This window comes from Mycolicibacterium sediminis (assembly GCF_010731735.1).
GTDB classification, from domain to species: domain Bacteria; phylum Actinomycetota; class Actinomycetes; order Mycobacteriales; family Mycobacteriaceae; genus Mycobacterium; species Mycobacterium sediminis.
Genome location: NZ_AP022588.1, coordinates 2,090,561 through 2,116,575, shown reverse-complemented (window position 1 = coordinate 2,116,575; position 26,015 = coordinate 2,090,561). Strand labels below are relative to the sequence as shown.

Annotated in this window: 33 protein-coding genes; 3 read left to right on the top strand and 30 right to left on the bottom strand. The window is 70.1% G+C overall.

Annotated elements, in window-relative coordinates; translation table 11 throughout:
* Positions 1-84 precede the first annotated feature (84 nt).
* Positions 85-1,122, bottom strand: a complete 1,038-nt coding sequence (locus G6N64_RS10160) for an aminotransferase class V-fold PLP-dependent enzyme (RefSeq protein WP_163796777.1) — start codon at positions 1,120-1,122, stop codon at positions 85-87.
* Between the two features lie 7 nt (positions 1,123-1,129).
* The gene (locus G6N64_RS10155) at positions 1,130-1,408 is read right to left on the bottom strand and encodes a DUF4229 domain-containing protein (protein WP_163801576.1); all 279 of its coding nucleotides are present in this window, start codon (positions 1,406-1,408) and stop codon (positions 1,130-1,132) included.
* 75 nt (positions 1,409-1,483) lie between these two features.
* Between G6N64_RS10155 and G6N64_RS29910 the strand changes: the two genes are divergently transcribed.
* Entirely contained in the window at positions 1,484-1,648 is a 165-nt protein-coding gene (locus tag G6N64_RS29910; protein WP_174266782.1) for a hypothetical protein, read from the top strand.
* A gap of 3 nt (positions 1,649-1,651) precedes the next feature.
* Here the strand turns inward: G6N64_RS29910 and G6N64_RS10150 are convergent, their stop codons facing one another.
* From G6N64_RS10150 to G6N64_RS10050, 21 genes are all read right to left on the bottom strand, one after another.
* A complete protein-coding gene (locus G6N64_RS10150) occupies positions 1,652-2,797 on the bottom strand; it encodes a MinD/ParA family ATP-binding protein (protein ID WP_276017937.1) in 1,146 nt (381 codons plus the stop codon).
* Positions 2,794-3,777 carry a c-type cytochrome biogenesis protein CcsB gene (ccsB, locus tag G6N64_RS10145; protein ID WP_163796775.1) on the bottom strand — a complete coding sequence of 328 codons (984 nt, stop codon included), beginning with the start codon at positions 3,775-3,777 and terminating at the stop codon, positions 2,794-2,796. Before ccsB ends, G6N64_RS10150 begins: the two co-directional genes overlap by 4 nt.
* The gene (gene resB, locus G6N64_RS10140; RefSeq protein WP_163801575.1) at positions 3,774-5,312 is read right to left on the bottom strand and encodes a cytochrome c biogenesis protein ResB; all 1,539 of its coding nucleotides are present in this window, start codon (positions 5,310-5,312) and stop codon (positions 3,774-3,776) included. The genes ccsB and resB overlap by 4 nt, the downstream gene beginning before the upstream one ends.
* A gap of 56 nt (positions 5,313-5,368) precedes the next feature.
* The gene (locus G6N64_RS10135) at positions 5,369-6,160 is read right to left on the bottom strand and encodes a cytochrome c biogenesis CcdA family protein (protein ID WP_246231080.1); all 792 of its coding nucleotides are present in this window, start codon (positions 6,158-6,160) and stop codon (positions 5,369-5,371) included.
* The gene (locus tag G6N64_RS10130; protein WP_409370741.1) at positions 6,157-6,762 is read right to left on the bottom strand and encodes a TlpA disulfide reductase family protein; all 606 of its coding nucleotides are present in this window, start codon (positions 6,760-6,762) and stop codon (positions 6,157-6,159) included. The genes G6N64_RS10135 and G6N64_RS10130 overlap by 4 nt, the downstream gene beginning before the upstream one ends.
* Positions 6,762-7,382: a histidine phosphatase family protein gene (locus G6N64_RS10125; RefSeq protein ID WP_174266781.1), complete on the bottom strand. Its 621-nt coding sequence runs from the start codon at positions 7,380-7,382 to the stop codon at positions 6,762-6,764. The genes G6N64_RS10130 and G6N64_RS10125 overlap by 1 nt, the downstream gene beginning before the upstream one ends.
* Positions 7,382-8,698: a glutamate-1-semialdehyde 2,1-aminomutase gene (gene hemL, locus G6N64_RS10120; RefSeq protein WP_163796774.1), complete on the bottom strand. Its 1,317-nt coding sequence runs from the start codon at positions 8,696-8,698 to the stop codon at positions 7,382-7,384. Before hemL ends, G6N64_RS10125 begins: the two co-directional genes overlap by 1 nt.
* Before the next feature lie 58 nt (positions 8,699-8,756).
* The gene (locus tag G6N64_RS10115; protein ID WP_246231224.1) at positions 8,757-9,521 is read right to left on the bottom strand and encodes a M23 family metallopeptidase; all 765 of its coding nucleotides are present in this window, start codon (positions 9,519-9,521) and stop codon (positions 8,757-8,759) included.
* Between the two features lie 22 nt (positions 9,522-9,543).
* Complete coding sequence (locus G6N64_RS10110) at positions 9,544-10,038, bottom strand: pyridoxamine 5'-phosphate oxidase family protein (protein ID WP_163796772.1); 495 nt, start codon at positions 10,036-10,038, stop codon at positions 9,544-9,546.
* Between the two features lie 9 nt (positions 10,039-10,047).
* A complete protein-coding gene (locus G6N64_RS10105; RefSeq protein ID WP_197748342.1) occupies positions 10,048-10,365 on the bottom strand; it encodes a hypothetical protein in 318 nt (105 codons plus the stop codon).
* A gap of 57 nt (positions 10,366-10,422) precedes the next feature.
* Positions 10,423-11,004, bottom strand: coding sequence for a TetR/AcrR family transcriptional regulator (locus G6N64_RS10100; RefSeq protein ID WP_163796771.1), 582 nt, complete (start codon positions 11,002-11,004; stop codon positions 10,423-10,425).
* A complete protein-coding gene (locus G6N64_RS10095; RefSeq protein WP_163796770.1) occupies positions 10,994-11,857 on the bottom strand; it encodes an oxygenase MpaB family protein in 864 nt (287 codons plus the stop codon). The genes G6N64_RS10100 and G6N64_RS10095 overlap by 11 nt, the downstream gene beginning before the upstream one ends.
* A 51-nt stretch (positions 11,858-11,908) precedes the next feature.
* Entirely contained in the window at positions 11,909-12,124 is a 216-nt protein-coding gene (locus G6N64_RS10090; protein WP_246231079.1) for a hypothetical protein, read from the bottom strand.
* Between the two features lie 20 nt (positions 12,125-12,144).
* The gene (locus G6N64_RS10085) at positions 12,145-12,630 is read right to left on the bottom strand and encodes a transport-regulating membrane protein Mce1N (protein WP_163796768.1); all 486 of its coding nucleotides are present in this window, start codon (positions 12,628-12,630) and stop codon (positions 12,145-12,147) included.
* Positions 12,627-13,019 carry a hypothetical protein gene (locus tag G6N64_RS10080; protein ID WP_163796767.1) on the bottom strand — a complete coding sequence of 131 codons (393 nt, stop codon included), beginning with the start codon at positions 13,017-13,019 and terminating at the stop codon, positions 12,627-12,629. Before G6N64_RS10080 ends, G6N64_RS10085 begins: the two co-directional genes overlap by 4 nt.
* Positions 13,020-13,079: 60 nt before the next feature.
* The gene (locus G6N64_RS10075) at positions 13,080-13,502 is read right to left on the bottom strand and encodes a hypothetical protein (RefSeq protein ID WP_163796766.1); all 423 of its coding nucleotides are present in this window, start codon (positions 13,500-13,502) and stop codon (positions 13,080-13,082) included.
* A gap of 16 nt (positions 13,503-13,518) precedes the next feature.
* Positions 13,519-14,499, bottom strand: coding sequence for a porphobilinogen synthase (gene hemB, locus G6N64_RS10070; protein WP_163796765.1), 981 nt, complete (start codon positions 14,497-14,499; stop codon positions 13,519-13,521).
* Between the two features lie 19 nt (positions 14,500-14,518).
* Entirely contained in the window at positions 14,519-16,177 is a 1,659-nt protein-coding gene (locus G6N64_RS10065; protein ID WP_163796764.1) for a bifunctional uroporphyrinogen-III C-methyltransferase/uroporphyrinogen-III synthase, read from the bottom strand.
* Complete coding sequence (gene hemC, locus G6N64_RS10060; RefSeq protein ID WP_174266941.1) at positions 16,161-17,117, bottom strand: hydroxymethylbilane synthase; 957 nt, start codon at positions 17,115-17,117, stop codon at positions 16,161-16,163. Before hemC ends, G6N64_RS10065 begins: the two co-directional genes overlap by 17 nt.
* A 33-nt stretch (positions 17,118-17,150) precedes the next feature.
* Complete coding sequence (locus tag G6N64_RS10055) at positions 17,151-18,512, bottom strand: glutamyl-tRNA reductase (protein ID WP_163796762.1); 1,362 nt, start codon at positions 18,510-18,512, stop codon at positions 17,151-17,153.
* Between the two features lie 87 nt (positions 18,513-18,599).
* Complete coding sequence (locus G6N64_RS10050) at positions 18,600-18,857, bottom strand: glutaredoxin family protein (protein WP_163801571.1); 258 nt, start codon at positions 18,855-18,857, stop codon at positions 18,600-18,602.
* Between the two features lie 134 nt (positions 18,858-18,991).
* Between G6N64_RS10050 and G6N64_RS10045 the strand changes: the two genes are divergently transcribed.
* Both G6N64_RS10045 and G6N64_RS10040 read left to right on the top strand, forming a co-directional pair.
* Positions 18,992-19,822 (top strand): HAD family hydrolase, encoded by an 831-nt coding sequence (locus G6N64_RS10045; RefSeq protein ID WP_246231223.1) that lies wholly within the window; start codon positions 18,992-18,994, stop codon positions 19,820-19,822.
* Between the two features lie 73 nt (positions 19,823-19,895).
* Positions 19,896-20,435: an FAS1-like dehydratase domain-containing protein gene (locus G6N64_RS10040; protein WP_163796760.1), complete on the top strand. Its 540-nt coding sequence runs from the start codon at positions 19,896-19,898 to the stop codon at positions 20,433-20,435.
* 9 nt (positions 20,436-20,444) lie between these two features.
* On the opposite strand, the gene G6N64_RS10035 is transcribed toward G6N64_RS10040, so the two are convergent.
* The 7 genes from G6N64_RS10035 to G6N64_RS10005 form a co-directional block, all read right to left on the bottom strand.
* On the bottom strand, positions 20,445-21,512 hold the full coding sequence (locus tag G6N64_RS10035; RefSeq protein WP_163796759.1) for a lysophospholipid acyltransferase family protein: 1,068 nt from the start codon (positions 21,510-21,512) through the stop codon (positions 20,445-20,447).
* 34 nt (positions 21,513-21,546) lie between these two features.
* A complete protein-coding gene (locus tag G6N64_RS10030) occupies positions 21,547-22,668 on the bottom strand; it encodes an SDR family oxidoreductase (protein WP_163796758.1) in 1,122 nt (373 codons plus the stop codon).
* A 30-nt stretch (positions 22,669-22,698) separates the two neighbouring features.
* A complete protein-coding gene (locus tag G6N64_RS10025; RefSeq protein ID WP_003402602.1) occupies positions 22,699-22,800 on the bottom strand; it encodes a 30S ribosomal protein bS22 in 102 nt (33 codons plus the stop codon).
* Positions 22,801-22,932: 132 nt separating this feature from the next.
* On the bottom strand, positions 22,933-23,199 hold the full coding sequence (locus G6N64_RS10020; RefSeq protein ID WP_163796757.1) for a helix-turn-helix domain-containing protein: 267 nt from the start codon (positions 23,197-23,199) through the stop codon (positions 22,933-22,935).
* Positions 23,200-23,336: 137 nt separating this feature from the next.
* Positions 23,337-24,209 carry a pyrroline-5-carboxylate reductase gene (proC, locus tag G6N64_RS10015; RefSeq protein ID WP_174266780.1) on the bottom strand — a complete coding sequence of 291 codons (873 nt, stop codon included), beginning with the start codon at positions 24,207-24,209 and terminating at the stop codon, positions 23,337-23,339.
* A gap of 81 nt (positions 24,210-24,290) precedes the next feature.
* A complete protein-coding gene (locus G6N64_RS10010) occupies positions 24,291-25,127 on the bottom strand; it encodes a thioesterase family protein (protein WP_163796755.1) in 837 nt (278 codons plus the stop codon).
* Positions 25,128-25,141: 14 nt separating this feature from the next.
* Complete coding sequence (locus G6N64_RS10005; protein WP_163796754.1) at positions 25,142-26,002, bottom strand: sugar phosphate isomerase/epimerase family protein; 861 nt, start codon at positions 26,000-26,002, stop codon at positions 25,142-25,144.
* Positions 26,003-26,015 lie beyond the last annotated feature (13 nt).

The window sequence follows — 26,015 nt, the reverse complement described above, 5'->3', positions numbered from 1 at the left end:
ACCCGCCGAACGTTGGTTACCGCCACGCCGTTCGCGATTCGGCGTGACACGAGTCGACACTCGGCGGGCAGGTGGAGCGGCCGCTCAGGACAGCGCGTCCACCAGGCGGTCGAGGTCGTCGTCGGTGTTGTACAGGTGGAAGCCCACCCGTACGGCCCCGGCGCGCACCGCGGCGCGGATGCCCGCCCGGTGAAGCCGCTCGGCGGCGCCGGCGACCGGGATCGACACGATCGCCGAGCCGGACGGGGGCAGTCGAAGTTCCGTGCGCAACCGGTCGGCGAGGCCGACGCAGTGCGCCTCGACCGCGGCGGCGTCCAGCGACGCCAGCCAGCTCATCGTGGCACCCGAGCCGAGCGCCCCGAACCACGCAGGCGAGGTGTCGAACCGCCGGGCGTCGTCGGCCAGCCGTAGCGGGAGGCCGTAGATCGTCGACCACGGTTCGGCGCCGGCGTACCAGTTCGCGGCGTGCGGCGTCATCACGCGAGCCACTCTGTCGCTCAACGACATCCACGCGGTACCGCGGGGCGCCAGCAGCCACTTGTAGACGGACGCGACGGTGACGTCGGCCCACCCGAGGCCGAGCGCCTTCCAGCCCACGGCCTGCGTCACGTCGATCACCGCCCACGTCGCCGCAGGTGCGAGCGTCGCACGCAGAGCGTCGGTGTCGAGCACCGCCCCGGTCGCGGACTGCACCAGGCTGACCGTCACCACGTCGTAGTCCGCGGCGGTGGCGAGCAGCTCCGCCGGTGGCAGTTCGGTGACGGTGACGCCGCGCGAGACCTGCGCGGCGAACGGGAACGTGGTGCTGGTGAACTCCCCCGTCAGCGTCGCGATCCGGCTGCCGTCGGGGACCGCAGCCGCCACCAAAGCAAGTAGCGCCGAGACACTTCCGCCCATCGCGACCGATTCTGTCGGTACGCCGACCAGTGCCGCGTAGGCCGCCCGGCCCCGGTCGACGGACGCGTCGAACGCCGGCGGATGCATCGTGCCGGCCTGCCACGCGCCGAGATGGGCGTGCAGTTCGTCGACGAGGAAGGTGGGCGGCAGCCCGTAGGTGGGTGAGTTCAGAAAGCCTTCGGCCCCGGTGAACTCGGCGCCGAAGGCCTCGCGCGTGGACGTCACGCTTTCGTCACCCGGACGGGGAGTCGTCGCCCCGCAGACGGGCCCGCAGTTGGTCGCGGTCTGTGCGTCTGCGCTCGTCGAACACCGCCATGCTCGCGGTCGCCCGACGGCGCAGCGGCGCGAAAACCCAGATGCCGAGCGGCAATGCGACGACGAGGGCGAACAGCATGGCGACGACGAGCGGGAATTCACCCGCCACCAGCGTGCCCACCGCGTAGACCACCCCGGTCAACACGGCCACCAGGAGCAGGCGGGCGACGGCGTAGGCCGCCACGTCGAGCAGCATGCGGGTTCCGGGCCGTCCATCAGTCACGGGGTCGAGCCTACCGACGACGCGTATGCTGGCAGCAAGGAGGTTTTCGTGCAGTTTTTGCTCCTCGTTCTCATTCTGGCAGGTTTGGCCTACGTGGCCTGGCGGATGATCCGCGCCTCGGCCAACTCACCGAGGACGCGCGTGGTTGGCCCGGACGACGATCCGGATTTCCTGCGCAGGATCAACAACCACCCGGATCCCGACGCCCACTGACCGTCACCGCGTCGCGGGGAAACCCGACGCGACAGTCGCCGCCAGGTGAAGTAGCGCAGTGCGGGTGGCGGACCCGAGCCTGTCGAGGCTGATCTCCGCGCCCTCCTCCAGATGAGCGTCGAACGGGACCATCTGCACCGCCCGGCAACGGCGCGCGAAATGATCGACGACCTTGTCCATGTCGACGCGCGTGCCGCGCCGACCGGACCGGACTCCGTTGACCACCACCACCGAGCCTTGAACCAGCTGCTGGTAGCCGTGGGCGTCGAGCCAGTCGAGCGTCGCCGCGGCACTGCGGGCACCGTCGACGGCCCCCGAGCTGATCACGACGAGCACGTCGGCCTTGTCGAGCACCGCCGACATCGCGGAGTGCAGCATGCCCGTTCCGCAGTCCGTCAGCACCAGGCTGTAGAACCGCTCCAGCACCTCGAGCGTGCGCTGGTAGTCCTCGGAACTGAACGCCTCCGACACCGCCGGGTCGCTCTCCGAGGCGAGCACCTCGAGCCTGCTCGGACCCTGCGAGGTGTAGTGCCGCACGTCGCTGTAGCTGTCGATGCCCTCCGCGTCGCGCAGCAGGTGACGCACGGTCGACGGCGTCTCGAGCGGCACCTTCTGACTGAGCGTGCCACGGTCGGGATTGGCGTCGACGGCGATGACGCGGTCGCCCCGGACGGAGGCGAACGTCGCGCCCAGCGTTGCGGTGATCGTGGTCTTGCCGACGCCGCCCTTCAGCGACAGCAGCGCGATCCGGTAGCACCCGCGGAGCGGACGACTGATCTGCGCCTCGAGGCCCTTGCGGTGGACCTCCTCGGGCGCCTCACCGGCGTTGATCAGGCCGCCCGTACCCGTGTACAGTGCGCGGCGCCATCCGCGCGACGGCTTGCGCTTGGGCTGGCCGAGGAGCGCCACCGTCGAGAGGTCGAAGTGCGGCGCCGGATCGGTGACCGGCACGGGCGGCGGCGGCGCGGGCACCGGTGGCGGCGGCTGCCGGACCGCGGCCCGCAGCGGTGCCAGCGGGATGCCGTGCGGGGGTGTCGGTGCCGTCCACTCCGGCGGGATGGTCTCCGACGGGTCGCGAAACCGGTGCTGCTCCCGGAAGCCGGACGGCTGCGCCGGCACCGACGGATCCCCGGAGAACGGCAAGGTCAGCCCACCCCTGCGTAGGAGTGCAAGCCCACGGTGACGAGGTTGATGAAGAACAGGTTGAACACCATCGCCACGAAGCCCACCACGTTGATCCAGGCGGCCTTCTTGTCGCGCCAACCGGCCGTGGACCTGGCGTGCAGGTAGGCCGCGTACACGACCCACGCGATGAACGACACGGTCTCCTTGGGGTCCCAGCCCCAGTAGCGTCCCCACGCCTCCTCGGCCCAGATGGCGCCGAAGATCACGCCGAAGCCGAAGATCGGGAACGCGAAGATGGTGGTGCGGTAGGCGATCCGGTCCAGGGTCTGCGCATCGGGCAGCCGGGAGACGACGCCAGCCAGGTACCCCTGCCGACCGGGATCGCCCAGCGTCGACATCTTGACCAGGAACAGAATGCTGGCGACGCCACCGACGAGGAACACACCGGAGCCCAGGCTCACCACCGACACGTGGATGGGCAGCCAGTAGGACTGCAGCGCAGGCATGACGGGCGCGGCGTGGGTGTAGAGCCACTTGCCCGACACCGCGAGCAGGATCAGCACCGGCGTGAGGACGAACACCCACAGTGCGCGGAACTGCGGGCGCCGCAACACGATTCCGGCTGCGACCAGGCCGCAGAAGCACGTCAGGTTGATGAACTCGTACATGTTGCCCCACGGCACGCGTGAGGTGGCGAAGCCGCGCAGCACGATGCAGACGAACAGCACCCCGATGCCGACGTAGGTGAGCGCCAGACCGGCCCGGCCGATGCGTTCGTCGAGGGGACGTCGCGGGGCGTCGACCACCACGCCGGGGCGGGCGCTGTCGGCGGCGACGGATCCGCCGCCGGCTGTCACGAGTTCGCGCGCCTCGACCTTGCGGCCGCGGCTGGAGGCGAGTTCGACGGCGAGCAGCAGCAGTGCGGCCACCAGCACGATGACGGACGTGGTGAAGGCCCAGTCCGAGTACTGCGCCAGCTCGACGTCGATGTCGAAGGTGTTCACGCGATCCCGCTTCTCTCGCTACCCGTGGTCATGCGCTCACCCAGTTTCTCCGCCGGCAGCAAACGCCCGGTCAGCTTCTCGAACTCGTCGCCCCACCCGGAGTTGTCGGTGCGCGCGAGACCACCCAATTCCACCTCAACCGTACCCGCCGGACCGGGGGCGACACGAACCCAGACGCGCCTGCGACGGATCACCAGCGACACCAGCAGACCGGCCATCATGGACATCGACCAGACCAGCACCCACACCTGTGCCGGATCATGCGAGACCTGCACGTTGATGAACGGGACCGCCCCGTCGAACCGGATCACGGTGCCGTCCTTCAGCCGCGTCGACTCCCCCTCGCCGAGGTTGACCCGCACCTCCTTGGTGAGCCGGTTCTGACCGATGAGCCGAGTGTCGAGCGAGAACAGCGACTGCGGGCGCCCGGAGTCCAGACCGCTGTCGCCGCGGTACACGTCGATGGCCACCGCGGGGTCGTTCAGCGACGGGAAGCTCGACGACAGCAGCGTCCCGTCGAGCTGCTTGGTCGGCGCGAACAGTCCCTGGATGGCTATCTGGTTCTTGCGCCGCTCGAAGTCGTTGGGGAAGGTGCCGCCGGGCGGATCGAACCGCATCACCCCCGACGACAGCAGCGTGAGCTGATCGTCCGGTCGCCACTGCACCGTCTGGGTGCGGGTCTGGCCGTCCGGGAACGTGACGGTGAACGTCGGGGCGTACCCGTGGCCCTGCAGGTAGAGCCGGTCACCGCCGAGGCGCAGCGGGTGGTTGACCTCGAGGCGGTACTGCCGCCACGTGTCACCGGCGAGGTCGTCGCCCGCCTGGTACTCGACGTTCGCGGCGAACGTCAGCGCCTGACCCGACGGGAGATACTGCGCGTCGAAGTCGTTGACGCGCAGACAGATCGGGTTGAGCGACGTGCCGTCGACGGTGTTGCCCGCGCGGAACGAGTCGAACGCGGCGGGCGACGCCGAGCAGAACCCCGGGCCGCCGTTCGCGACGACGATGACGTTGCCCTCGTAGCCGAACAGCTTCCCCACGGCGATCGCGACCAGCAGACCGAGCAGCGAGAAGTGGAAGACGATGTTGCCGAACTCGCGCAGGTACCCCTTCTCCGCGGAGATCTCGGTGACGTCGCCGTCGGTGCGGGTCGTGCGCCGCCAGCCCTTCAGCGCGCGGTCCACGTCGGCGGCCACCGTCGCGGCGTCGCCGGGCACCGTCGCCTCGTGGTGCTTGGGCAACCTGGCCAGGTTGCGCGGCGCGGCGACGGGCCGGGCGCGCAGGCTGCGGACGTGCTCGGCCAGACGCGGGGTGAGGCACCCGACCAGGGAGATGAACAGCAGCACGTAGATGGCCGTGAACCAGAAGCTCGCGAAGACGTCGAACGCCTGCACCCGGTCGAGCAGCGGACCGATCGTCGGATGGTCGGCGATGTACTGGTCGACCTTGCTCGCGTTCAGCGTGCGCTGCGGGAGCAGCGCGCCGGGGATCGCTGCCAGCGCGAGCAGGAACAGCAGCACCAGCGCGGTGCCCATCGACGTCAGGTTGCGCCACGTATTGCGGATCAGCGCGCCGACCCTGCGCACGGGGTTCACAGCGGCAACCGCACGTCGCTGACGAAGGCGTCGCGCACCCACGACACGAAGTCCGCCCACAGCCCGGTCACCAGGGCGATGCCGACGCCGATCAGCAGGATCCCGCCGAAGATCTGGATGGCGCGGGTGTGCCTGCGCAGCCAGCCCAGCCCGCGCATCGCTCGGGCCGAACCGAATGCCAGCGCCACGAACGGGATCCCCAGTCCGAGGCAGTACGCCACCACGAGCGCGACGCCACGGATGACGTTGCTGCCCTCGGTCGCCGACGCCATGGCGATCACCGCCGTCAGCGTCGGCCCGAGGCAGGGCGTCCAACCCAGCCCGAACACGGCGCCGAGCAACGGCGCGCCGGCGAGGGTCGACATCCGTCGCGGGGTGAACCGGGTGTCGCGCTGCAGCGCGGGGACGAAGCCGACGAACACCAGTCCCATGAGGATGGTGACCACGCCGCCGATGCGTTGCAGCAGCACCTGATTGACGATCAGTGTCGTCGTCATTCCGAGCACGGCCACCGTGCCGAGCACGAACACGACGGTGAAGCCCAGGACGAAGAGCGCGGTGGCGCCCGCCACCCGCAGCCGGGCGGTGCGCAGCGCGACCCCACCCCGGTCACCGTCCCCGGCGTCGGGGTCGACGCCGACGATCGCGGCGAGGTAGGACAGGTAGCCGGGCACCAGCGGCACCACGCACGGCGACGCGAACGAGACCAGACCCGCCAGTGCGGCGACGAGCAGCGCCAGCACGACGGGCCCGGTGGCCATCAGCTGATCGACCTGGTCGAGACTCACTTCTGCGCAGCCAGCCGCTCGACGACGGGCTGAAGGTCCTCGGCGAGCAGTTCCCGCAGGTACACCGCGGCCACCCGGTGCTGACGGTCCAGCACGATGGTCGACGGGATCACGGTGGTCGGGTACTTGCCGCCGAACGCGATCATCGTGCGCATCGACGGGTCGTAGATCGACGGGAAGGTGATCTTGCGGTCGACGACGAAGTCGACCGCGGCGTCGCGGTTGTTGTCCCGGACGTCGATGCCGAGGAACGCCACGCCCCGCGCCTTCGTCGCGTCGTACACCTTCTGCAGCTGCGGCATCTCCGAGCGGCACGGTCCGCACCACTGGCCCCACACGTTGATGACGACGACCTGGCCGTCGAAGTCGTCGAGCGACACCGTCTTCGCGGGGTCGCGCAGCTGCGGACCCGTGATCTTCCCCGGCTGGCCGCGCGCCTCCGGCGGATCGTAGAAGATGTCGGTCTTGCCCCCGGGCGCGACGAACTCGAACGTGCCGCCCTGGGCGACGGCGTCGTCACCGGTCGAGCAGCCGGCCAGCAGCACGGTCAGCGCTGCCGTACACGACACCGCCACCGACACCAGAAGGGCCCGGGCTCTCACTACAGCCTCCAGGGCTCCGAGTAGCCCCAGCGCACCAGTTGCTCACCGACGAACGTGAACGACGTGATCGACCCGACGTTGCACAACCTGCTGTGCGGCAACGGAAGATGCGCGAGCTTGCGGTCGGTCATCGCCCGGCGCAGCGTCTCCACCGGGAGCTGATGGCTGACGCAGACCGCCTCGTGGCCGATCGCCTTGCGGCGGGCCCGGTGCAGCGCGTCGATCATCCTGGTCGCGACCTCTTCGTACGGCTCACCCCAGGACGGCGTGCGCGGGTTGCGGAGCTTGGGCCAGTTCCGCGGGTTGCGCAGGGCGCCGTCGCCGGGCGCCACCTTCTCGCCCTCGAACTGGTTCCACGACTCGATGAGGTCGGCGTCGGTGTGGACGGCGAGGCCGTGCGTCGCCGCGACCGGCGCCGCGGTCTGCTGCGCTCGCTCCAGCGGGGAGGCCACCACGTAGACGACGTCGTTGTGCGCCAACCACTCCGCGGCCGATTGCGCTTGAGTGCGACCCCGGTCGGACAGGTTGAACCCCGGCAGCCGGCCGTAGAGCACCTGTTCGGGGTTGTGCACCTCGCCGTGGCGCATCACGTGCACCGTCGTCTTCTCGGGAACGGCCATCAGGCGGGCCGCTCCGCGGAGGCGGCGGCACGTGCCGCGGCGGGCAGCGCGGCGGCGATCCGCTCGAACGCGTCGTCGTCCAGTGCGGTGGAGACGAACCACGCCTCGAAGGCGCTGCACGGCGGGTACACCCCGGCGTCGAGGAGCGCGTGGAAGAACGGCGGGAAGCGCCAGGTGTCGGTGGCCTTTGCCGAGGCGAAGTCGGTGACGGTGTCGTCGGCGAAGAACACGCTGAGCATGTTGCCCGCCCGCGAGATGCGGTGCGCCACCGAGGCATCGGTCAACGCACCGGTCAGCAGGCCGGCCAGCCGGTCGGCGTTGGCGTCGAGCGTGGCGTACGCGGCGGCGTCGGCGGCCCGCAGCGTGGCGAGCCCGGCCGCCATCGCGACGGGATTGCCCGACAGGGTGCCCGCCTGGTAGACCGGCCCGATCGGCGCCAGCTTGTCCATCACGTCGGCCCGGCCGCCGAAGGCCGCGGCGGGCAGGCCGCCGCTCATCACCTTGCCGAACGTCACGATGTCGGCGGCGACGCCGTCGATCCCGAACCAGCCTGCGGCCGTCACGCGGAAGCCCGTCATCACCTCGTCGAGGATGAGGAGGGCGCCGTGCTGGTCGGTGATGCGCCGCAGTTCGGCGTTGTAGCCGGGCAGCGGCGGGACGGCGCCCATGTTGCCCGCCGCGGCCTCACTGATGACGCAGGCGACCGTGTCGCCGTACTCGGCGAAGGCCGCCTCGACCGCGGCGACGTCGTTGTAGGGCAGGACGATGGTGTCGACCGTGGCCGCGCCGGTCACCCCCGGGGAGGACGGCAGCCCCAGCGTCGCGACGCCGGATCCGGCGTCGGCGAGCAGCGCGTCGCTGTGTCCGTGATAACACCCCGAGAACTTGATGATCTTGGGTCGACCGGTAAATCCGCGGGCCAACCGGATCGCGCTCATGGTGGCCTCGGTGCCCGAGTTGACGAACCGGATGCGCTCCACCGGCGCCACCCGCTCGATGATCTCCGTCGCCAGGTGGGTCTCGGCCTCGGTCGGCGCGCCGAACGTCAGCCCGTCCAAGGCCACCCGTCGCACCGCCTCGACGACCGCGGGGTTCGCGTGTCCCAGCAGCGCGGGACCCCACGAACACACCAGGTCGACGTAGTCGTTGCCATCCGCATCGGTCAGGTGACAGCCGTTGGCTTTCGCGATGAAGCGGGGTGTGCCGCCCACGGAGGTGAACGCCCGTACCGGCGAATTCACGCCCCCGGGGATGACGGCGGACGCCTCGGCGAAGAGGCGCGCCGATACTTCGGTCGAGAGGGAGTCGGCACGCATGACACCAGTGTTCCAGCCGGTGAGCGGGCGTCAACTACAGGGTGTAGTGGGAGGCCGGTCAGCTGACGAGCGGTTCTCCGTTACCCGGCGTCGCGTGACCGGCGAATCGGAAGGGGATTCCGGCGGCGGTCGAGGCGCGGCGACGGTCCATCAGCTGGAAGTGCAGGTGCGGCTCGGTGGTGTTGCCCGAGTTGCCGCACTCGGCCACGCGGTCACCGGCGTCGACCGTCTGACCCACCTCGACGGACACCGAACCGCGCCGAAGATGTGCCAGCACGGCGAAGGTGCCGTCGCCGGCGTCGACCACCACGTGGTTGCCCAGCAGCATGCTCGGCCCGATCAGTTCGCGAACCGGGCCCTCGACGATGAAGAAGTAGGCCAGAGCCGGCCAGGACTTCCGACTCCAGTGGTCCCGCCGCCGGTCGGCGGCGTGGACCACGGTGCCGGTGACGGGCGCGAAGACCGGTTGGCCGAACCCCGGGAACGCGGTGGGCTGCTGGACCATGGGCCAGGGCCGGACGGCCTTCCACTCCACGTCTTCGTCCGGCCAGTAGACGAAGTCGATGGCGTAGGTCTGGCCGTTGGAGTGGACGCCGTGACTCGGGACCTTGTCGGCCGGGCTGTTGACGCCCAGCCAGCGGCCCCGCACCGGCGGCAGAACGGTCACCGGCTCGCGGTCGACCCGCCGGATGGGCAGCCACGCGGATGCGACGCCGAGCATGATGAGCGCCGCTCCCCCGGCCGATAGCCACACCTCGTGGTGCAGCGGCGAGGTCAGAGTGAGGGCGATCCCGATCAGGATCAGCGGCAGTCGCGTCGCCATCACCACGGAGCGCATGGTCGGGCTACAGGTCTACGTCCGACGACCACGTCAGTGGCGCGCCCTCGCCCCTGGTCATCACCGCGCCGGGCATCACCCGCAGCCGGTACGGCTGGAGCCGGATCACGGCGAACTGGTCGGACGTCGGACCGTCCTTCCAGGGATCGATGATGAACGGGTCGTAGCCGACCGGTTCGGGGCCGCCCGCGAACCGGTCCCACACCCGACGGCAGGTGTCGTCGTCGACGTACCACTGTGCGTGGCACTCGGCGCTGCAGGTGTCCTGCGTGGGCGCCCAGTAGCTGACCGACACCTGGGGATGGGCCGCGAGGTGCGCCCGCTTCACCGGCGTGGGCACCGTCGCGATCCACCCCTCGAGGTCGGTGCCGTCCCACTCCCAGATCGGGTGCAGGATCCGCGTCCGGGGGCGACCGTCGGAGGACACCGTCGCGACCGTCGCCCACACGATCGAGTGGGCCATGTCGCGGAAGGGTGGGGCGATCTGCTCGAGGCCGGTCACGCCGTCAGCCTATTTCTCCTCGGAGGACTTCTCCGCCGAATCCTCGCGCGCCGAATCGCTGCGCACCGACTCGTTCTGCGACGAATCGTTCTCCGACGACTCCTTCTCGCCCACGGGCCGCTCGACCTCCTTCTCCACCTCGCCGAACTTCGGCGAACCATCGTCGTCGACCCAGTCGTTGACCGCGGTTCCGGTGACGCTGTTGCCCGACCCGGGGAGGGCGATCGTCGGCCGCTCCTCCTCGTAGGACTTGCGCATCTCCTTCGCCTGTTCCTTGTGCTCGTCGGTGATCTCGGGCTTCTCCGTCAACTTCTGCTCCTCAGCCATGCGCAGAGGCTGCCCAAATGTGTGATCTGCGAAACAGCACCCCGTCTCGGGTGCAGGTCAGACGGGTACGGCGCGCAGGGCGGCGGGGAGGCTGGGCAGGAAGTGCCGGGTGGCGAAATCGCGGATCTGGTCGGCGGTCTCGAGCGGCTCGACGCTGGGCAGCAGCAGCACCATCGCCGCGTACCGCAGGATGGTGTCGGCCAGGTCGGTGACGGCGCGTTCGCCGATCCGGTCGGCGAATCCCGGCGGGAAGATGACGTGCAGGGCGTCGGCCATCCGTTCGACGGCTCTCGGGTAGTGCCGATGCGCCTGCGCCAGAACCAGCGCCGGCTCGTCGGTCATCATCTGATTCAGCACGCGGTGCCTGCGGAACCGCAGGATCGACGACGTGAACGCCTCGACGTAGTAGTTCGACCGGGGACCCGCGTCCTTCAGTTCGTCGGCGATGTCGGCGAACAGCGCGACGTTCTCCCGCTCGATGACGGCCGCCACCAACTCGTCGCGGTTGGCGTATCGCCGGTAGATGGTGGTGCGACTGACGCGCGCTCGGCGTGCCACGTCCTCCAGGGCGACGCGGTGCACGCCGTGCTTCTCGAACTCCAGGAGGGCGGCGTCCAGGATGGCCTGCTCAGCGGCCATACCCCACCTGCGCGAACTCGTTGTAGCGCAACCGCATCGGCAACCGGTCCCACACCCAGTTCACGGGCTTCGATCGCCAGAACGCCGCGAACGCCCGATACGCCCGCTCCCGACGCGGACTCCACGGCAGCGCGAGCAGGTCGCGCGCCCTTGGCGGCAGGCCGCCGGTGGTGAGGAACGCGGCCACCGGGTTGAAGACGGGGGCGAGCAGCGACCAGGCCAGCGGCGACACCCCCTTGGGCCGCGGGAAGCCCTTGGTCACGTAGCCGACGCCGTACTGGGCCGTCGGATGGGCGACCACGATCTGGTCCAGCATGCGCTCCCAATAGCGTTGGAAGGCAGCGTAATCGGCGGGCATCGGCCGCTCGCTGACGCCGTAGCGGCGGTACCACGTCTTGGACTCGAGGTAGATCCGCTCCTTGTCCGCGTCGGTCAGCCGCGTCACGAACGTGTCGGCGAAGTACAGCACCTGCTCGACGAACGTCGCGTGCGCCCAGAAGTAGGTGTCGGGGTCGAGCGCGTGGTACCGGCTGCCGTCCGGCATGTCGCCCTTGATGTCGCGGTGAAAGTCGCGGACGCGGGTGCCCTCGTCGTCGTCGTCCGTGCCGTACACCGTCATCATGATCGGCGGGATGGACCGCTTGACGCGAGCGGCGGTGTCGGAGAAGAAAACCGAGTGGTCGAGCACGCCCTGGCCGAGTTCGGCGAGCATGTTCTGCAGCACGGCGGGACGTGGGCCGATCAGGTACATCCGGTTGTCCCCGAAGTAGCGCCACACCAGCGATTCCGGACCCAGCGGAAGGGCGTCGTCGGACGCGGACGCGGAGCGGTCGTTCTCGGCGAGTTCCGTCATGGGAACAGTGTTACAGATTTCGCACTTTGTACCAAGGGGGCGTGACCAGCGTCACCGATCGTTGCGCAGGCGGCCGATCCCGAGGACGGCGAGCACGCCGGCGACCGTCGCGAGCACCAGCGCGAGCGCGATCAGCGGCGGGTCGTACACCAGGGACACCTGAGATGGTTCGTTGGCCGCGACCGGCGGCGCCATCTCCGTCGAGCGTGCCGCGACCCAGCACGCCACGCAGCCGATCACCGCGACGACCGCGAGCACGAGTTCCACGACCGCCCTGCCACGCGTCCTCACGACTCTCCGTTCAACGACTCGAGCGCCGCGCGCAGCCGGCGGTGCCGCCTGGCCCAGGCCTGCGCGGTACGGCCGCTCGTCAACTTCAGACCGATGCCGGTGCGGCCCCTCGGCACGCCGGTGAGTTCACCCAGCGCGCGCGCCGACTGCCACTTCGGCGCCTCCGAACCCTCGGCCTCCGGGTACACGGTGATGATCTCCGACGTGCGGATCGTCTCGGTCCCCTGCCGCAGGTACTCCGGGGTCAGCTCGACCGAGGTGTGGGTGCGGGCGGCCTTCACCTGGATCGACAGGAAACCGGTCACCAGGACGAAGAACACGATCGGCACCAGGAAGTCGACGCCGTATCCCGTCCACCACTGCAGCAGGATCATCGCGCCCGCGGCGCCGGGCCCGGCCATCGCCCACCACCAGGTCGCCCCGGGCTCGGAGTACAGCACCTCCGCCGGTGGCGCCGCGGGGGTCGGCTCGGGCGCGGTCACCGGGCGGCCTCGTACCACTGCCGGGCCTCGTCCCTGCGGATCATCAGCGAGCCGACGATCAGCAGCGCCATCGTCACCGCCACGATCGCGATCACCGCGATGCCGGCGCCGAACAGCAGGAGCAGCGCGAGGAAGACCACCGAGGCCATCGCGAGCCCCACGCCCGCGGCCGCGAACCGGCCCTCGCGCTTGCGCGCCCGACCGGCGAAATAGGCCTGCCCCAGGCCCGCGGCGAACAGCAGTCCGCCCGCGAGGTAGATGAACGGGTGGCCGCCCTGGCTCAGGGTCAGCATGCCCAGCGCGGCGGTGAGCACGGCACCCGACACCCAGCACCAGAACGCGGTGTCGACGATGCGTGGCCGATCCGGGGACGGTGGGGTCGAGGGCATGGTCGGGCCAGCCTATCGGTCACCGTCTAGACGACGTCGTCGGAGGAAGCGGAGGGGACGTCAGCGGACGAAGTAGGCGTGGGCGTCCTTGCGGTGCAGCAGATACGCCCCGCCCGCGATCAGCACCGATCCGATGATCGTGCACCCCGCGTACACCGGCGCCGCGGCCTCCGGACGATCCACGCTGAAGAGGTTGCCGACGACGTAGACCACCGACGCCGCCCCGCCGCCGGTGAGCAGCGTGCGGGCCCACCGGTAGCCCTGCCGCAGCAGGGACAGCAGGGCCAGCGAGATCGCGGCGATCACCACCGCGGAGAAGCCGGCGAACGCGGTGACGATCCACGGCCGGTCGGGGGCCGTCACCAGGTCCACCACGTACCCGGCGACCATCAGCGGCAGCGCGACCAGCCACAGCCAGAACCCCGTGACGACGTCCTCCGGGATACCGGTCGGCGCCTCGTCGGGCTCGCGCTCCGTCGTCATCTGCTCGCTCCGCAGGTCACGCCAACCAGCCGGCGACGTCGGCCGCCCAGTAGCTCAGCACGATGTCGGCGCCCGCGCGGCGGATGCCGACCAGGGTCTCCAGCGCGACTGTCTCCAGGTCGATCCACCCCTTGGCCGCAGCCGCGCTGATCATCGAGTACTCCCCCGACACCTGATAGGCGGCGACGGGCACCGGTGACACGTCGGCGGCGGCGCGGACCAGGTCCAGATACGACATCGCGGGCTTGACCATGATGATGTCGGCGCCCTCGTCGAGGTCGAGTTCGATCTCGTGCATCGCCTCCCGCGCGTTGCCCGGATTCTGCTGGTAGGTACGGCGATCGCCGGACAGGCTGGAGGCCACCGCCTCGCGGAACGGGCCGTAGAAGCCGGAGGCGAACTTCGCGGCGTACGCCAGGATCGCCGCGTCGGTGTGACCGGCGGCGTCCAGACCGTCGCGGATGGCGGCCACCTGACCGTCCATCATCCCGCTCGGACTGATCACGTGGGCGCCCGACTCCGCCTGTGCGACGGCGAGTTCCACGTATCGGGCGTTGGTGATGTCGTTGTCGACCCGACCGGAGGCGTCGACCACGCCGCAGTGTCCATGGTCGGTGAACTCGTCGAGGCAGGTGTCGGCCATCAGCACCGTGGCGTCGCCGACCTCCGCCGCCAACTCGCGCAGCCCGACGTTGAGGATGCCGTCCCGGTCGGTGCCCGCCGAACCGATCGCATCCTTGTCCTCGTCGCGGGGGACGCCGAACAGCATGAGACCGCCGACGCCCGCGGCCACGGCGTCGACCGCGGCGCGGCGCAGCGAGTCGCGGGTGTGCTGCACGACGCCCGGCATCGACGCGATGGGCCGCGGTTCGTCGATGCCGTCGGCGATGAACATGGGCAGCACCAGGTGCCGCGGTTCCAGCGACGTCTGCGAGACCAGCCGGCGCATCGCCGGGGTGCTGCGCAGCCGACGTGGACGGTGTCGGGGAAAGGCCATGGAAGGGGTCGTCGAACGGCTAGCGGCGACGGCTCTTCTTGCGCGGCGGCGGCAGCGCACCCTCGGCACGCAGCCGGGCGGCGTGCTCGGCGAGCGCCTCCACGAGCGGGCCGACGGCCGCCGTCTCCGGCTGGACGTCGACGCGCAGCCCGAATTCGGCTGCGGTCTCGGCGGTCTTGGGCCCGATGCACGCGACGATGGTGCGCGCGTGCGGCTTGCCCGCGATCCCGACGAGGTTGCGGACCGTCGAGCTCGAGGTGAAGCAGACCGCGTCGAAGCCGCCGGTCTTGATCATCTCGCGGGTCTGCGCCGGGGGCGGGGCCGCGCGCACCGTGCGGTACGCGGTGACGTCCTCGATCTCCCAGCCGCGCTCGCGCAGGCCCTCGGCCAGCGTCTCGGTGGCGATGTCCGCGCGCGGCAGCAGCACGCGGTTCACCGGGTCGAAGATGTCGTCGTAGGGCGGGAACTCGTCGAGCAGCCCCAGCGAGGACTGCTCACCGGACGGCACGAGTTCGGGGTTGATCCCGAACGCGCGTACGCGATCCGCGGTGGCCTGTCCGACGCAGGCGATCTTGACGCCGGAGAACGCCCGGGCGTCCAGACCGAACTCGTTGAACTTCTCCCACACCGCGCGAACGGCGTTGGTGGAGGTGAACACGACCCACTGGAAGCGGCCGTCGACCAGACCCTTCACCGCACGCTCCATCTGCGCGGGGCTGCGCGGCGGCTCGACGGCGATGGTCGGCACCTCGATCGGCAGGGCGCCGTGGCCGACGAGGCGATCGCTCATCTCGCCCGCCTGATCCTTGGTCCGGGGCACCAGCACGGTCCAGCCGTACAGTGCGCGGCTCTCCCACCAGTTCAGCTTCGCCCGGTTGGCGACGGTCTTGCCGATGGTCGCGACCAGCGGGCCTGCGAGCGGACCCGCGGGCTCGCTGCCGGCGAGGGTGGCCTTGTCGAGCAGGCCGGCCAGCGTGGTCTCGACCGACCGCTGCTGGCAGGTGGTGCCGTTGGCGGTGACGACGCACGGCGTGGTGTCGGTCAGTCCGTACTCGATCAGCGTCCGCGCGGCGTCGGAGAGGTGCGACGACGTCGCGTGCAGGATCAGCGGACCGGGCGCGGCGGCCAGGGCGGCCCAATCGACGTCACCGCGGACGTCGGCCACCGTGTGCGCCGAGCCCAGCGGGAGGCCCGCGTAGGTGGGGACGGCGGTGGTCGCCGGCAGCCCCGGGACGATCTCGAAGTGGGCCTGCGCCCGTGCCACCGCGGTCACCTCGGCGAGCACCGCGTCCACCGACAGCGGATCACCGGAGACCAGGCGGACGACGTCGACGCCGGAACGCGCCTCGTTGACCAGGATCTTGGCAACCTCGGCGGGGTCGCCGAGGGCAGGCCGCACGTCCACGCCGTTCGGTACGGCCACGGTCGCGTCGGTGGTCGTGCCACCGGCGTCCGGGCCTGCGTCCGAATCGGACTTGGCCGGCGCCTCGGGACCCGAGGCCGGCGGCAGCTCGGTCCCGATGAGGGCGAGCACCGCCTCGGGGACGTCGGGGTCGGTGAACGCCAGCGCGGCGTTGGTCAGCACGATGCGGGCCCGGGTCGTCAGGAGACCTGGGTCCCCCGGCCCGGAACCCACGAACGTGATGCGGCCGGGCTTGTGCTTACGTCGGGTCGTCATCTTTCGCTCCCGCTCCATCGGTCAACTCCACCAACAGATCTCGCGCTCCCAGCTCGAACAACTCCCCGGCCACCGAGAGCCCCAGCTCTCGTGCCCGATCGGGAGTCCCGATGCCGGACGCACGGATCACGTCGGATCCGTCCAGCGTCGCCACGCAGCCGCGCAGCGACATTTCCACGAAGACATTGCCCTCCTCGTCGATGGACTCGACCACTTCCGCGATCGCGCCAACCGGCGCGGAACATCCCGCCTCCAGTTCGGCGAGCAGGGCCCGTTCTGCGGTGACCGCGGCCCGGGAGTCCGAATCGTCCAACTCCGCGAGCAGTGCGGCCAGCTCGGTGTCGCCCGCCCGACATTCCACGGCGAGCGCACCCTGAGCCGGTGCTGGCAACATCTGCACCGGCTCCAGCGTCTCGGTGATGGCGTCGAGACGTCCGATGCGGGCGAGGCCCGCTCGGGCGACGACGACGCCGTCGAGATCACCGCTGGTAACCCTGTTCAACCTGGTGTCTAGGTTGCCTCGTAGGGGGCGGATTTCCAAACCCAGACCCAGTGCTCTAAGCTGCGCCGTCCGTCGCGGGCTCGACGTGCCGAGCACCGACCCGTTCGGCAACTCTCCCAACACCATCCCGTCGCGTGCTACGAGCGCGTCCCTGGCGTCCTCGCGTCGCGGGATTGCCGCGATCACGAAGCGCGGGTCCGTCGCGGTCGGCAAATCCTTATACGAGTGCACGGCCACGTCGACCCGGCCGTCGGCGATGGCGTCGCGCAGGGCTGCGGTGAACACACCGATCCCGATGTCGGCGATCGGGGCGTGTGACCGGTCCCCGGCCGTCGAGATGATCACCAGCTCGGCGGCGTGGCCACGCGCGATCAGCTCGTCCCGGATCAGACCTGCCTGAGTGGTGGCCAGCAAGCTGCCGCGGGTGCCGATGCGGATCGCGGTCGCCGTGGGTGGTGTGGTGGGCAAGCGCTACTCGGTCTTTTCCGGATCGAAGATGGATTCGCCTGCCATCAGGGGCAATTCGCCGCCGGCGACGGCGTCGACCGCCTGTGGGTCGAGTTCGAAGAGTTCGCGCAGCGCCTCGGCGTAGCTGTCGCCACCCGGCGCCCCGGCCAACTGCTTGACCCGCACGGTGGGGGCGTGCAGCAGCTTGTCGACGACGCGTCGCACGGTGCGTGCGACCTCGTCGCGGTGCGAGGCGTCGAGGCCGGGCAGCCGGTTGTCGAGGCGCAGCAGTTCGGCTTCGACGACGTCGGCGGCCCGCTGCCGCAGTGCGGTGACGGTGGGGGTGACCTCGGCCATCCGTTGGCCCGCGAGGTAGTTCGCGACCTCCGCGGCAACGATCGCCCTGGCCGCCTCGGCATCGCCGGCGGCGGCGCGCGACGCCGGTTCCCGCTGGATGCGGTCCATGTCGATCACGTGCACGCCGGGCAGCCCGGCCACCGCGGGGTCGACGTCACGGGGCATGCCGAGGTCGCAGATCACGAGCTGCTTGGGTTCCTGGCCGTGGGCGAGACCGCGATGCACGTCGGCCAGTGAGACGACGGGGAGCACCGCGCCCGTACACGACACCACCACGTCGGCGTCGGTGAGCACCGGCGGCAGGTGGTCGAACGGGAACGCGTCCGCCTCGACACCCTGGGCGCGGAGGTTCGCCACGATCCGCTCGGCCCGGGGAAGCGTGCGGTTGACGACGTGCACCCGGCCGATGCCGGCCCGGGCCAGGTGCGCGGCGGCCAGCGCGCCCATCGACCCGGCGCCGACCACGACGGCGGTGCGGCCCGCGAGGCCGCTCCCGCCGAGGCGTCGGGAGGCCATGTGGAGGGCAACCGACACCACCGAGGCGCCCGCCGCGTCGATGCCGGTCTCGGAGTGCACGCGCTTGCCGACCGACAGCGCGCGCTGCGCCAGTTCGTGCAGGGTGCGGCCGACGGCGTGGTTGGTCTCGGCGGCTGCGTAGGAACGGCGGACCTGGCCCAGCACCTGCTGCTCGCCGATCACCGCGGAGTCCAGACCGCTCGTCACCGCGAACAGGTGCTCGACGGCGGCTTCGGCGTACCGGACGTAGGCGTACTTGGTGAGGTCCTGCAGCGACATTCCGGAGTGGTCGGAGAGCACCTGGCCGACCACCGACAGACCGCCGTGGAAGGCTTCGACGACCGCGTAGATCTCGACCCGGTTGCACGTGGAGAGGATCATGGCCTCGGTGACCAGCGTCGATCGGAGGAGTTCCTCGACGATCTTCGCCTGCTCCGACTCGTCGGTGCTCAGCTGCTCGAGCACGGTCACGGGCGCGCTGCGATGCGAAACGCCGAACAGGAGAACGCTCATGGCCTCGTCACCACACGTCCGAAGGTAGTCGCAGCTCCGCCGGTCCTCCAAATTTGCTGAGCAGTATCACAGCCGTTGAGGGCGATGTCACAACCCGGCGAGGTCGCTGCGGAGACGCTCCTCGTCCACCTCCCAGTAACTGTGCTCGCGTCCGTGCAGGAGCACGACGGGCAGGCGGTCGCCGTACTCGGCCCGCAGCGAGGCGCCACCCGCCTCGGCCGCGGCGTCGACGTCGGTGGTCGTCCACGCGAACCCCAGCTCGGCGGCCAACTCGGTCAGCCGGCCCGCCGCGCGGTCGCAGAGGCTGCAGCCGGCGCGGCGCAGCAGCACCACCTCGGGGGGCATGTCTGCGTCCTGGTGCGTCACGTCGACGAGTATCCCCGGTTCCGTCGCGCCCGCGGACCGCTCGGCACCGATGCGTGACCTAGGGTTGATGCGTGTCCGAGTCCGGTGACCGCGAAGCCGAGGCCGAATCCGAGGTGCTGGTCGGCGAGCACGGCGTGCTCGCGGAGGCCTCTCCCCCGCCGCCGCCCCCACCCGATCTGACCGCTGCCGCCTTCTTCGACGTCGACAACACCCTCGTGCAGGGGTCGTCGCTGGTGCACTTCGCCCGGGGGCTGGCCGCCCGCAAGTACTTCACCTATGGGGACCTGGCCAGGTTCGGCTACGCGCAGGCCAAGTTCCAGCTCACCGGCAGGGAGAACAGCGACGACGTGGCCGCCGGCCGCACCAAGGCGCTGGCGTTCATCGAGGGCAGGCCGACCTCCGAGCTGGCGACCGTGGGCGAGGAGATCTACGACGAGATCATCGCCGACAAGATCTGGTCGGGCACCCGGGCGCTGGCGCAGATGCACCTCGACGCCGGGCAGCAGGTGTGGCTGGTGACGGCGACGCCCTACGAGCTGGCGGCGACCATCGCAGACAAGCTCGGTCTGACCGGCGCCCTCGGGACGGTCGCCGAGTCCGTCGACGGCGTCTTCACCGGGCGGCTCGTCGGTGACATCCTGCACGGCGCGGGCAAGGCGCACGCGGTCCGGTCGCTGGCCATCCGCGAAGGCCTCAACCTGCGCCGGTGCACCGCGTACTCGGACAGCTTCAACGACGTGCCGATGCTGTCGCTGGTGGGCACCGCCGTCGCGATCAATCCCGACTCGGCACTGCGTGACCTGGCCCGCGAGCGCGGCTGGGAGATCCGCGACTTCCGCACCGCGCGCAAGGCCGCCCGCATCGGGGTGCCGTCGGCGCTGGCGCTCGGCGCCGTCGGTGGTGCCCTCGCCGCGGTGGTGTCCCGCCGCGACGGCGGCCACTAGCAGCACTGCCGTCGGACACGCGTCCGCTGATAGGCTCGCGCCGCTTCGACCACGAGGGGAAACACCACCGACCATGAGCATCGCCGCCGACATCATCGGAACCCACTACCGGTATCCCGACTACTTCGAGGTGAACCGCGAGAAGGTCCGGGAGTTCGCGCGCGCGGTCAAGGACGACCATCCCGCCCACCACTCCGAGGACGCCGCGCGGGAGTGCGGGTTCGACGGGCTGATCGCGTCGCTGACGTTCGTCGCCGTAGCGGGCCGCCGGGTGCAGCAGGAGATCTTCGAGCAGTTCGACGTCCCGGTGAACATGGAGCGGGTGCTGCACCGCGATCAGAAGCTCACGTTCCACCGCCCGATCGTGGTCGGCGACCGGCTGTGGTTCGACTCCTACCTGGACTCGGTCATCGAGTCGCACGGCACGGTCATCACCGAGATCCGCGGCGAGGTCACCGACGACGACGGCAAGCCCGTGCTGACGTCGGTGGTCACGATGTTCGGCGAGGCGAGCCGAGATGAGTCCGACGAGGTCAGCGCGCAGATCGCGGCAGCGCGCGACGCGGCCATCGCGAAGATGATCGCCGGGCAGCGCGGCGGCTCCGCCGAGTAGGCGGAGCGCTCAGCCGAGGAACGTGTTCCGGCGGTTGGTGAGCAGCTGGTACAGCGTCTGCTGAATGGTCTCGCGCACCTGGTCGGTGAGTTCGAAGGTGACCATCGGGTCGTCGGCGGCCGACTCGTCGTAGTCGGCGGTGCTGATCGGCTCACCGAACTGGATGTGCCACTTCGACGGCAGCGGGACCAGTCCGAGCGGACCCGCGAGCGGGAAGAGCGGCGTCACCGGGAAGTACGGCAGCCCGAGCAGCCGGGCCAAGAGCTTGACGTCGGCGATCATCGGATAGATCTCCTCGGACCCGACGATCGAACACGGCACGATGGGCGCGCGGGCGTGCAGCGCAGCCGAGACGAAGCCGCCACGGCCGAACCGCTGCAGCTTGTATCGGTCGCGGAAGTGCTTGCCCAGCCCCTTGTATCCCTCGGGGAACACGGCGGTCAGCTCGCCGGCCGCCAGCAGACGGTGTGCGTCGGCCGTGCAGGCCATGGTGTGGCCGGCCTTGCGCGCCGCCTGACCCATGACGGGCATGTCGAACACCATGTCGGCGGCGAGCAGGCGGAGGTCGCGGTGCGACGGGTGGTTGTCGTGCACGGCCACCGAGGCCATCAGTCCGTCGAGGGGCAGCACGCCGGCGTGGTTGGCCACGATCAGCGCGGCCCCGGTCTCGGGGAGATTCTCGATGCCGCTGACCTCGACCCTGAACCACGACGTGAAGAGCCCGCGCAGCAAAGGAAGGAAGACGGCACTGTTGAGGTGCGGGTCGAAGCCGAACTCGTCGACCTCGTAGTCGCCGGTCATCCGCTTGCGGATGAACTCGCCGACCGCGGAGATGCGCTGGGCCAGTTCGTTCGGGGTGTCGTCGACGGCGGGACCGCCTACCGCGCCGCGCCGTTCGTCGATCTCGTGGACTACCGCGGCGATCTGCTCGGCCGACGCCCTGGTGGTCCCGGGGTCGGTGAGTAGCGACGGGTGCCGCCGGGAACTCTCCGCGCGTGCCGCAGCACGGCGCGCCGCCGACGATCGACTCGAACCAGAATGCAGCGGAATCACATTCGCCTTCGATTCACCTGCCATGTCGCTACCTCCTCCCGGGGAATCCACGTGTCGCCTACCGGCCCAGTCGTTGCGCGACGGCCACGGCGCGCTGCTCCACAGAGCGTACCCAGCGGGGATCGATGATCGGTGTCAACGAGCGCCCGCGGACGTAATCGTCAAAAGCCTCCGCCGTCGACCACTTCGGTGTATAGCCCAACTCGTTGCGCATCCTCGTGGTGTCCATGACCCGGCCGTAGCTCAGGTATCTGAGCTGCTCGCGATCGACCTCAGTGTAGCGGGTTGCGCGCCGCAGCGAATCAACGGCAGACAATGCCGATTTCGGGACGGGCAGGCGAACGCGGCCCGATCGGCGGATGGCCTGCGACATCATGATGATGCCGGTGCCACCCACGTTGAACGTCCCAGGACGGCCGGCAATGGTGGCGCGCTCGAGAGCGCCCAGGGCGTCCTGCTCGTGCAGCAGCTGCAGACGCGCATCCCGGCCCAGGACGGACGGGACCACGGGCCCGGCCAGGTACCTCGACAGCGCCGTGTCCATCGCGGGACCGATCATGTTGGCCAGACGCAGGATCGTCACGGCGATGTCCGGGCGACGCCGGGCCAGGCCGCGGGCGTAGCCCTCAATGTCGATGCTGTCGCGCGCGAACCCCTCGCCGGGAGGCCTGCGTGCGCTGCCGTCCTCGGTGAACAGCACCGGGTCGTAGGCGCTCGAGCCGTAGACCTCCGAGGTCGACTTCAGCACCACGCGGCGGACGGACGGCGCCTTCTGGCATGCGGCGAAGAGTTGCATCGCGCCCATGACGTTCTGTTCCTTCAGCGCGACCCTGCCGCCGGAGCCCGGGGCGTAGGACGCCGCCGACGCGTGCACGACGGTGTCGACGTCTCCGTTGCGAATCACCTTGGCGATGAACGGGTTACGGATGTCGGCGCGGACGAACTCGGCGCGGCCCATGCGACGGAGCAGATCCTTGCTCGGCATGACGGCGTCCACCGCGATGACGTGGTCGATCCGCGGGTTCTGCGCCAGACGAGCGGTCAGGTAGCCGCCGAGAAACCGGCAGGCACCCGTCACCAGGACCACCTTCGGGTGGTTCGACGGGTCGACCGAGTCCGATCCCCCGCTGGGCGACGAGCCGGACTCGGACCGCCCACCCGAGCGTCCGTCAGCATCCATGGGCGTCAGCCTATCGGCTGAGCCCGAGAACTACTTGCCAAGTTTTCTGCGCTGCACCCGGGTACGACGAAGCAGCTTGCGGTGCTTCTTCTTCGACATGCGCTTACGCCGCTTCTTGATGACTGAACCCATGAACTCCGCTACCTAAGACAAACCGAGGACAACTGAGGCTGACGATCTCGAGTACGCCTCGTTAACTGACCTGGTTACCTTACCCGGCCATGACTGGCGGACGAAAACGCCTGCTGTCGCGCTGCTCGGCCGCTATCCCGCGTCGAAGTACGAGGTCTCCAGGAGATCGTGCACCGCCTTGGCGTGCACGCGGAAGGACCGGCCGACCCGCACGGCCGGCAGCTCGCCGTTGTGCACCAGTCGGTAGACCGTCATCTTGCTGACCCGCATCAGGCTGGCCACCTCGGCGACGGTGAGGAATTGAGCACGGGGCTGTTGACCATCCCCGGACCCACCGGCGGCGTCGCGCGCCTTGCCACCAGAGGAATCGCGTGCCGATGGCCCGTTCATAGACGTCATCGCAACCCAATCAATCAGGCACGTCCCTGCCAGCGGCTTCCCCACCGCTGGCACAGGTACGTGCATACACGAGGAGAATAGCGTGGCAGTTGTGGTTATTGCGACGGGTGTGGGACAACTCGTCGGAAATTGGTGAACTACTCTGATGTAATTCCTAGCTGCTCAGAGCGTGTTTTTGCGGCCTCGACCGCCTCGCCGACGGCGGCCCGCAGACCCCCTCGCTCGAGTTCGCGCAGACCAGCGGCGGTGGTGCCACCCGGCGACGTCACCATGGCGCGCAGCTGCGCCGGGCTGGTGTCCAGCGCGGGCCCCGTTGCGGGCTCCCCACCCGCACCGCGCCGCTCGAGGCGGTCCAGGAGCATCGCGGCCGAGCCCGCCATGGTCTGCGCCACCAGTTCGGTCGCCACGTGGCGCGGCAGGCCCGCCGCGACGGCCGCGTCGACGAGCGCCTCGGCCATCAGGAAGAAGTACGCCGGGCCCGATCCCGACACCGCGGTGACGGCGTCGATCTGGGACTCCGGCACCACCTGGACCTCCCCGACCACGCCGAAGATCGAGGCGACGTCCTTCATCTGCTCGGGCGTCGCGAAGTTCCCGCGGGAGATCGCGCTCATCCCGACGCCCACCAGCATCGGGGTGTTCGGCATGACCCGGATCACCGGCGAGCCCGCGGGCAGCCTCGACTCGTAGTAGGCGGTGCTCACCCCGGCCGCCACCGACACGATGACCTGCTCGGTGCTCCCGTCGTGGGCCTTGGCGAAGGCGTCGGCGATCTCGAGGACGATCGGTTCGACGTCCGCCGGCTTCACGGCGACGATCACGTAGGAGGCGTTCTCCGCCGCGTCGGCGACCGTCGTCAGGAGTACCGAGTACTGCTCGGAGAGGTGCTTGGCCCGCGCCGGATCCTTCTCCGCGACGGCCAGGTCCTTCGCCTGACGTCCACCCTTCAACAGTCCCGAGAGCAGCGCCTCGCCGATGCTTCCGCCGCCAATGATCGCGATTCTCGCCACGCGGGAAAGCATTGCACGTCCCCCCGGCACCAGCCGAACGTCGGTCGGCGTCAGGCGAGTCGACGCTCGCCGCCGGTCAGGTCAGGACTCGGCGGGCACCATCGCCAGCTGACGGGACTGCACCACGACGTGTCCGGCCGAGTCGACCACCACGTGGTCCTCGTCGAACCACTCGTGGCCGATCTGCATCGTCGTGCACAGCACCCGCAGCCACCCGTCGGCAGGCACGGCACGCAGATAGGCCGTCAGCTGGACCGTAGGGGCCCAACCGAACCGGTTGACGCCGAACGTCACCGGCGCGGACACGTCGCCGCACACGAGCGCGAACAGGACGTCGGGGGCACAGTCCCGCGGCCGCACCCAGTACTCGATCACCGGTGCGCCGCCGTCGGAGCGGGGCGCCATGGTCGTCAGGGACGGCCGGATGTCGCAGCCCCGCGCGAGGTGCACCACGTCGGCCATCGGATGCCCCGGCCCGATCGGCTCCAGACCGGGTGGCGGCTCGGGCGTCATGAGCGGCACGACCGGGTTGGCCACCAGCAGCGGTGTCGCATCGTGTTCGGGGACGGCCAGGGTGATGGTGGCCCGCACCGCCGTTCGCTCGCCCTGGTCGAGTTCGACGTCGACGAGGCTCACCCGCCTGCCGAGCTTGCGGGTGGTCGCCGTCAGCCGCATCGGTCCGGGATCGGGTGCCCACAGGAAGTTGCCCGACACCGCGATCGGCTCGACGCCGGACTGCCCGCCGGAACGAACCGCCGTCCGCGCCGCGTTCGCGCACAGCGCCAGCATCACGCCGCCGTGCACCTTGGGCCCGATGGTCCAGTTCTCGTTGACGAACCCGTCGTAGCGGGCCACCGGCCCGTCGACGGACACCGGTGTCAGGTTCATCGCCTCGGTGAATGACGTCGATGACGACACTGGACTCCAATCTCTCAGCGCAGCAGGTGTTCTCGCGCGAACTCGAGTGACTCGACCAGGAGCTGTTCACGCTCGGCGGCGTTGCGCGCGCGCGACGTGGTGACCTCGAGGATGACGTGCCCCGCGAAGTCGCTGGCGGCCAGCATCTGGCAGATCTCCGCCGCCGGCTGCGAGCCGTGCCCCGGCACCAGGTGCTCGTCGGTGGCGGCCCCGCTGCCGTCGCACAGGTGCAGGTGCACCAGACCGCCGTCCGGGCCACCGATGCCCATCCGCCGGGCCATCTCGATCGCGTCGGTGCCCGCCGTCGCGGCGTGCGACAGGTCGAGCGTGTAGTGCGCGTGCTCCCCGTCGAGCGGATCGAACGACGGCGCGAACGCCGAGATGCCCGTCCCTGGGCTGCCCCCGCGGCGGCGCATCCGCTCGATCGAGGACTGTCCCGCACCGAAGAAGCGGTCGGCGCGGAAGGGGAACATGTTCTCCACCGCCACCATCACCTGGCTCGAGGCCTCGAGTTCGGCGACCTGGTCGGTGAACCCCTCGGCGTACCGGCGCTGCCACCGGAACGGCGGGTGCACCACCACCGTCTGCGCGCCGAGCGCCTCGGCCGCCCGGACGCTGCGCTCGAGCTTCGGGATGGGGTTGGCGCCCCAGATCCGCTGTGAGATCAGGAGGCAGGGCGCGTGCACCGACAGGACCGGGACGTCGTAGGTCGCCGACAGCTTGGCGATGGCGTCGACGTCCTGGCTGACCGTCTCCGCCCAGACCATCAGTTCGACGCCGTCGTACCCGAGTCTCGCGGCGTATTCGAAGGCCGCCTCGGTCCGCAACGGGTAGACCGAGGCAGTCGAGAGACCGACCTTGATGGCAGGGCGCACAGGGGTTCTGTCT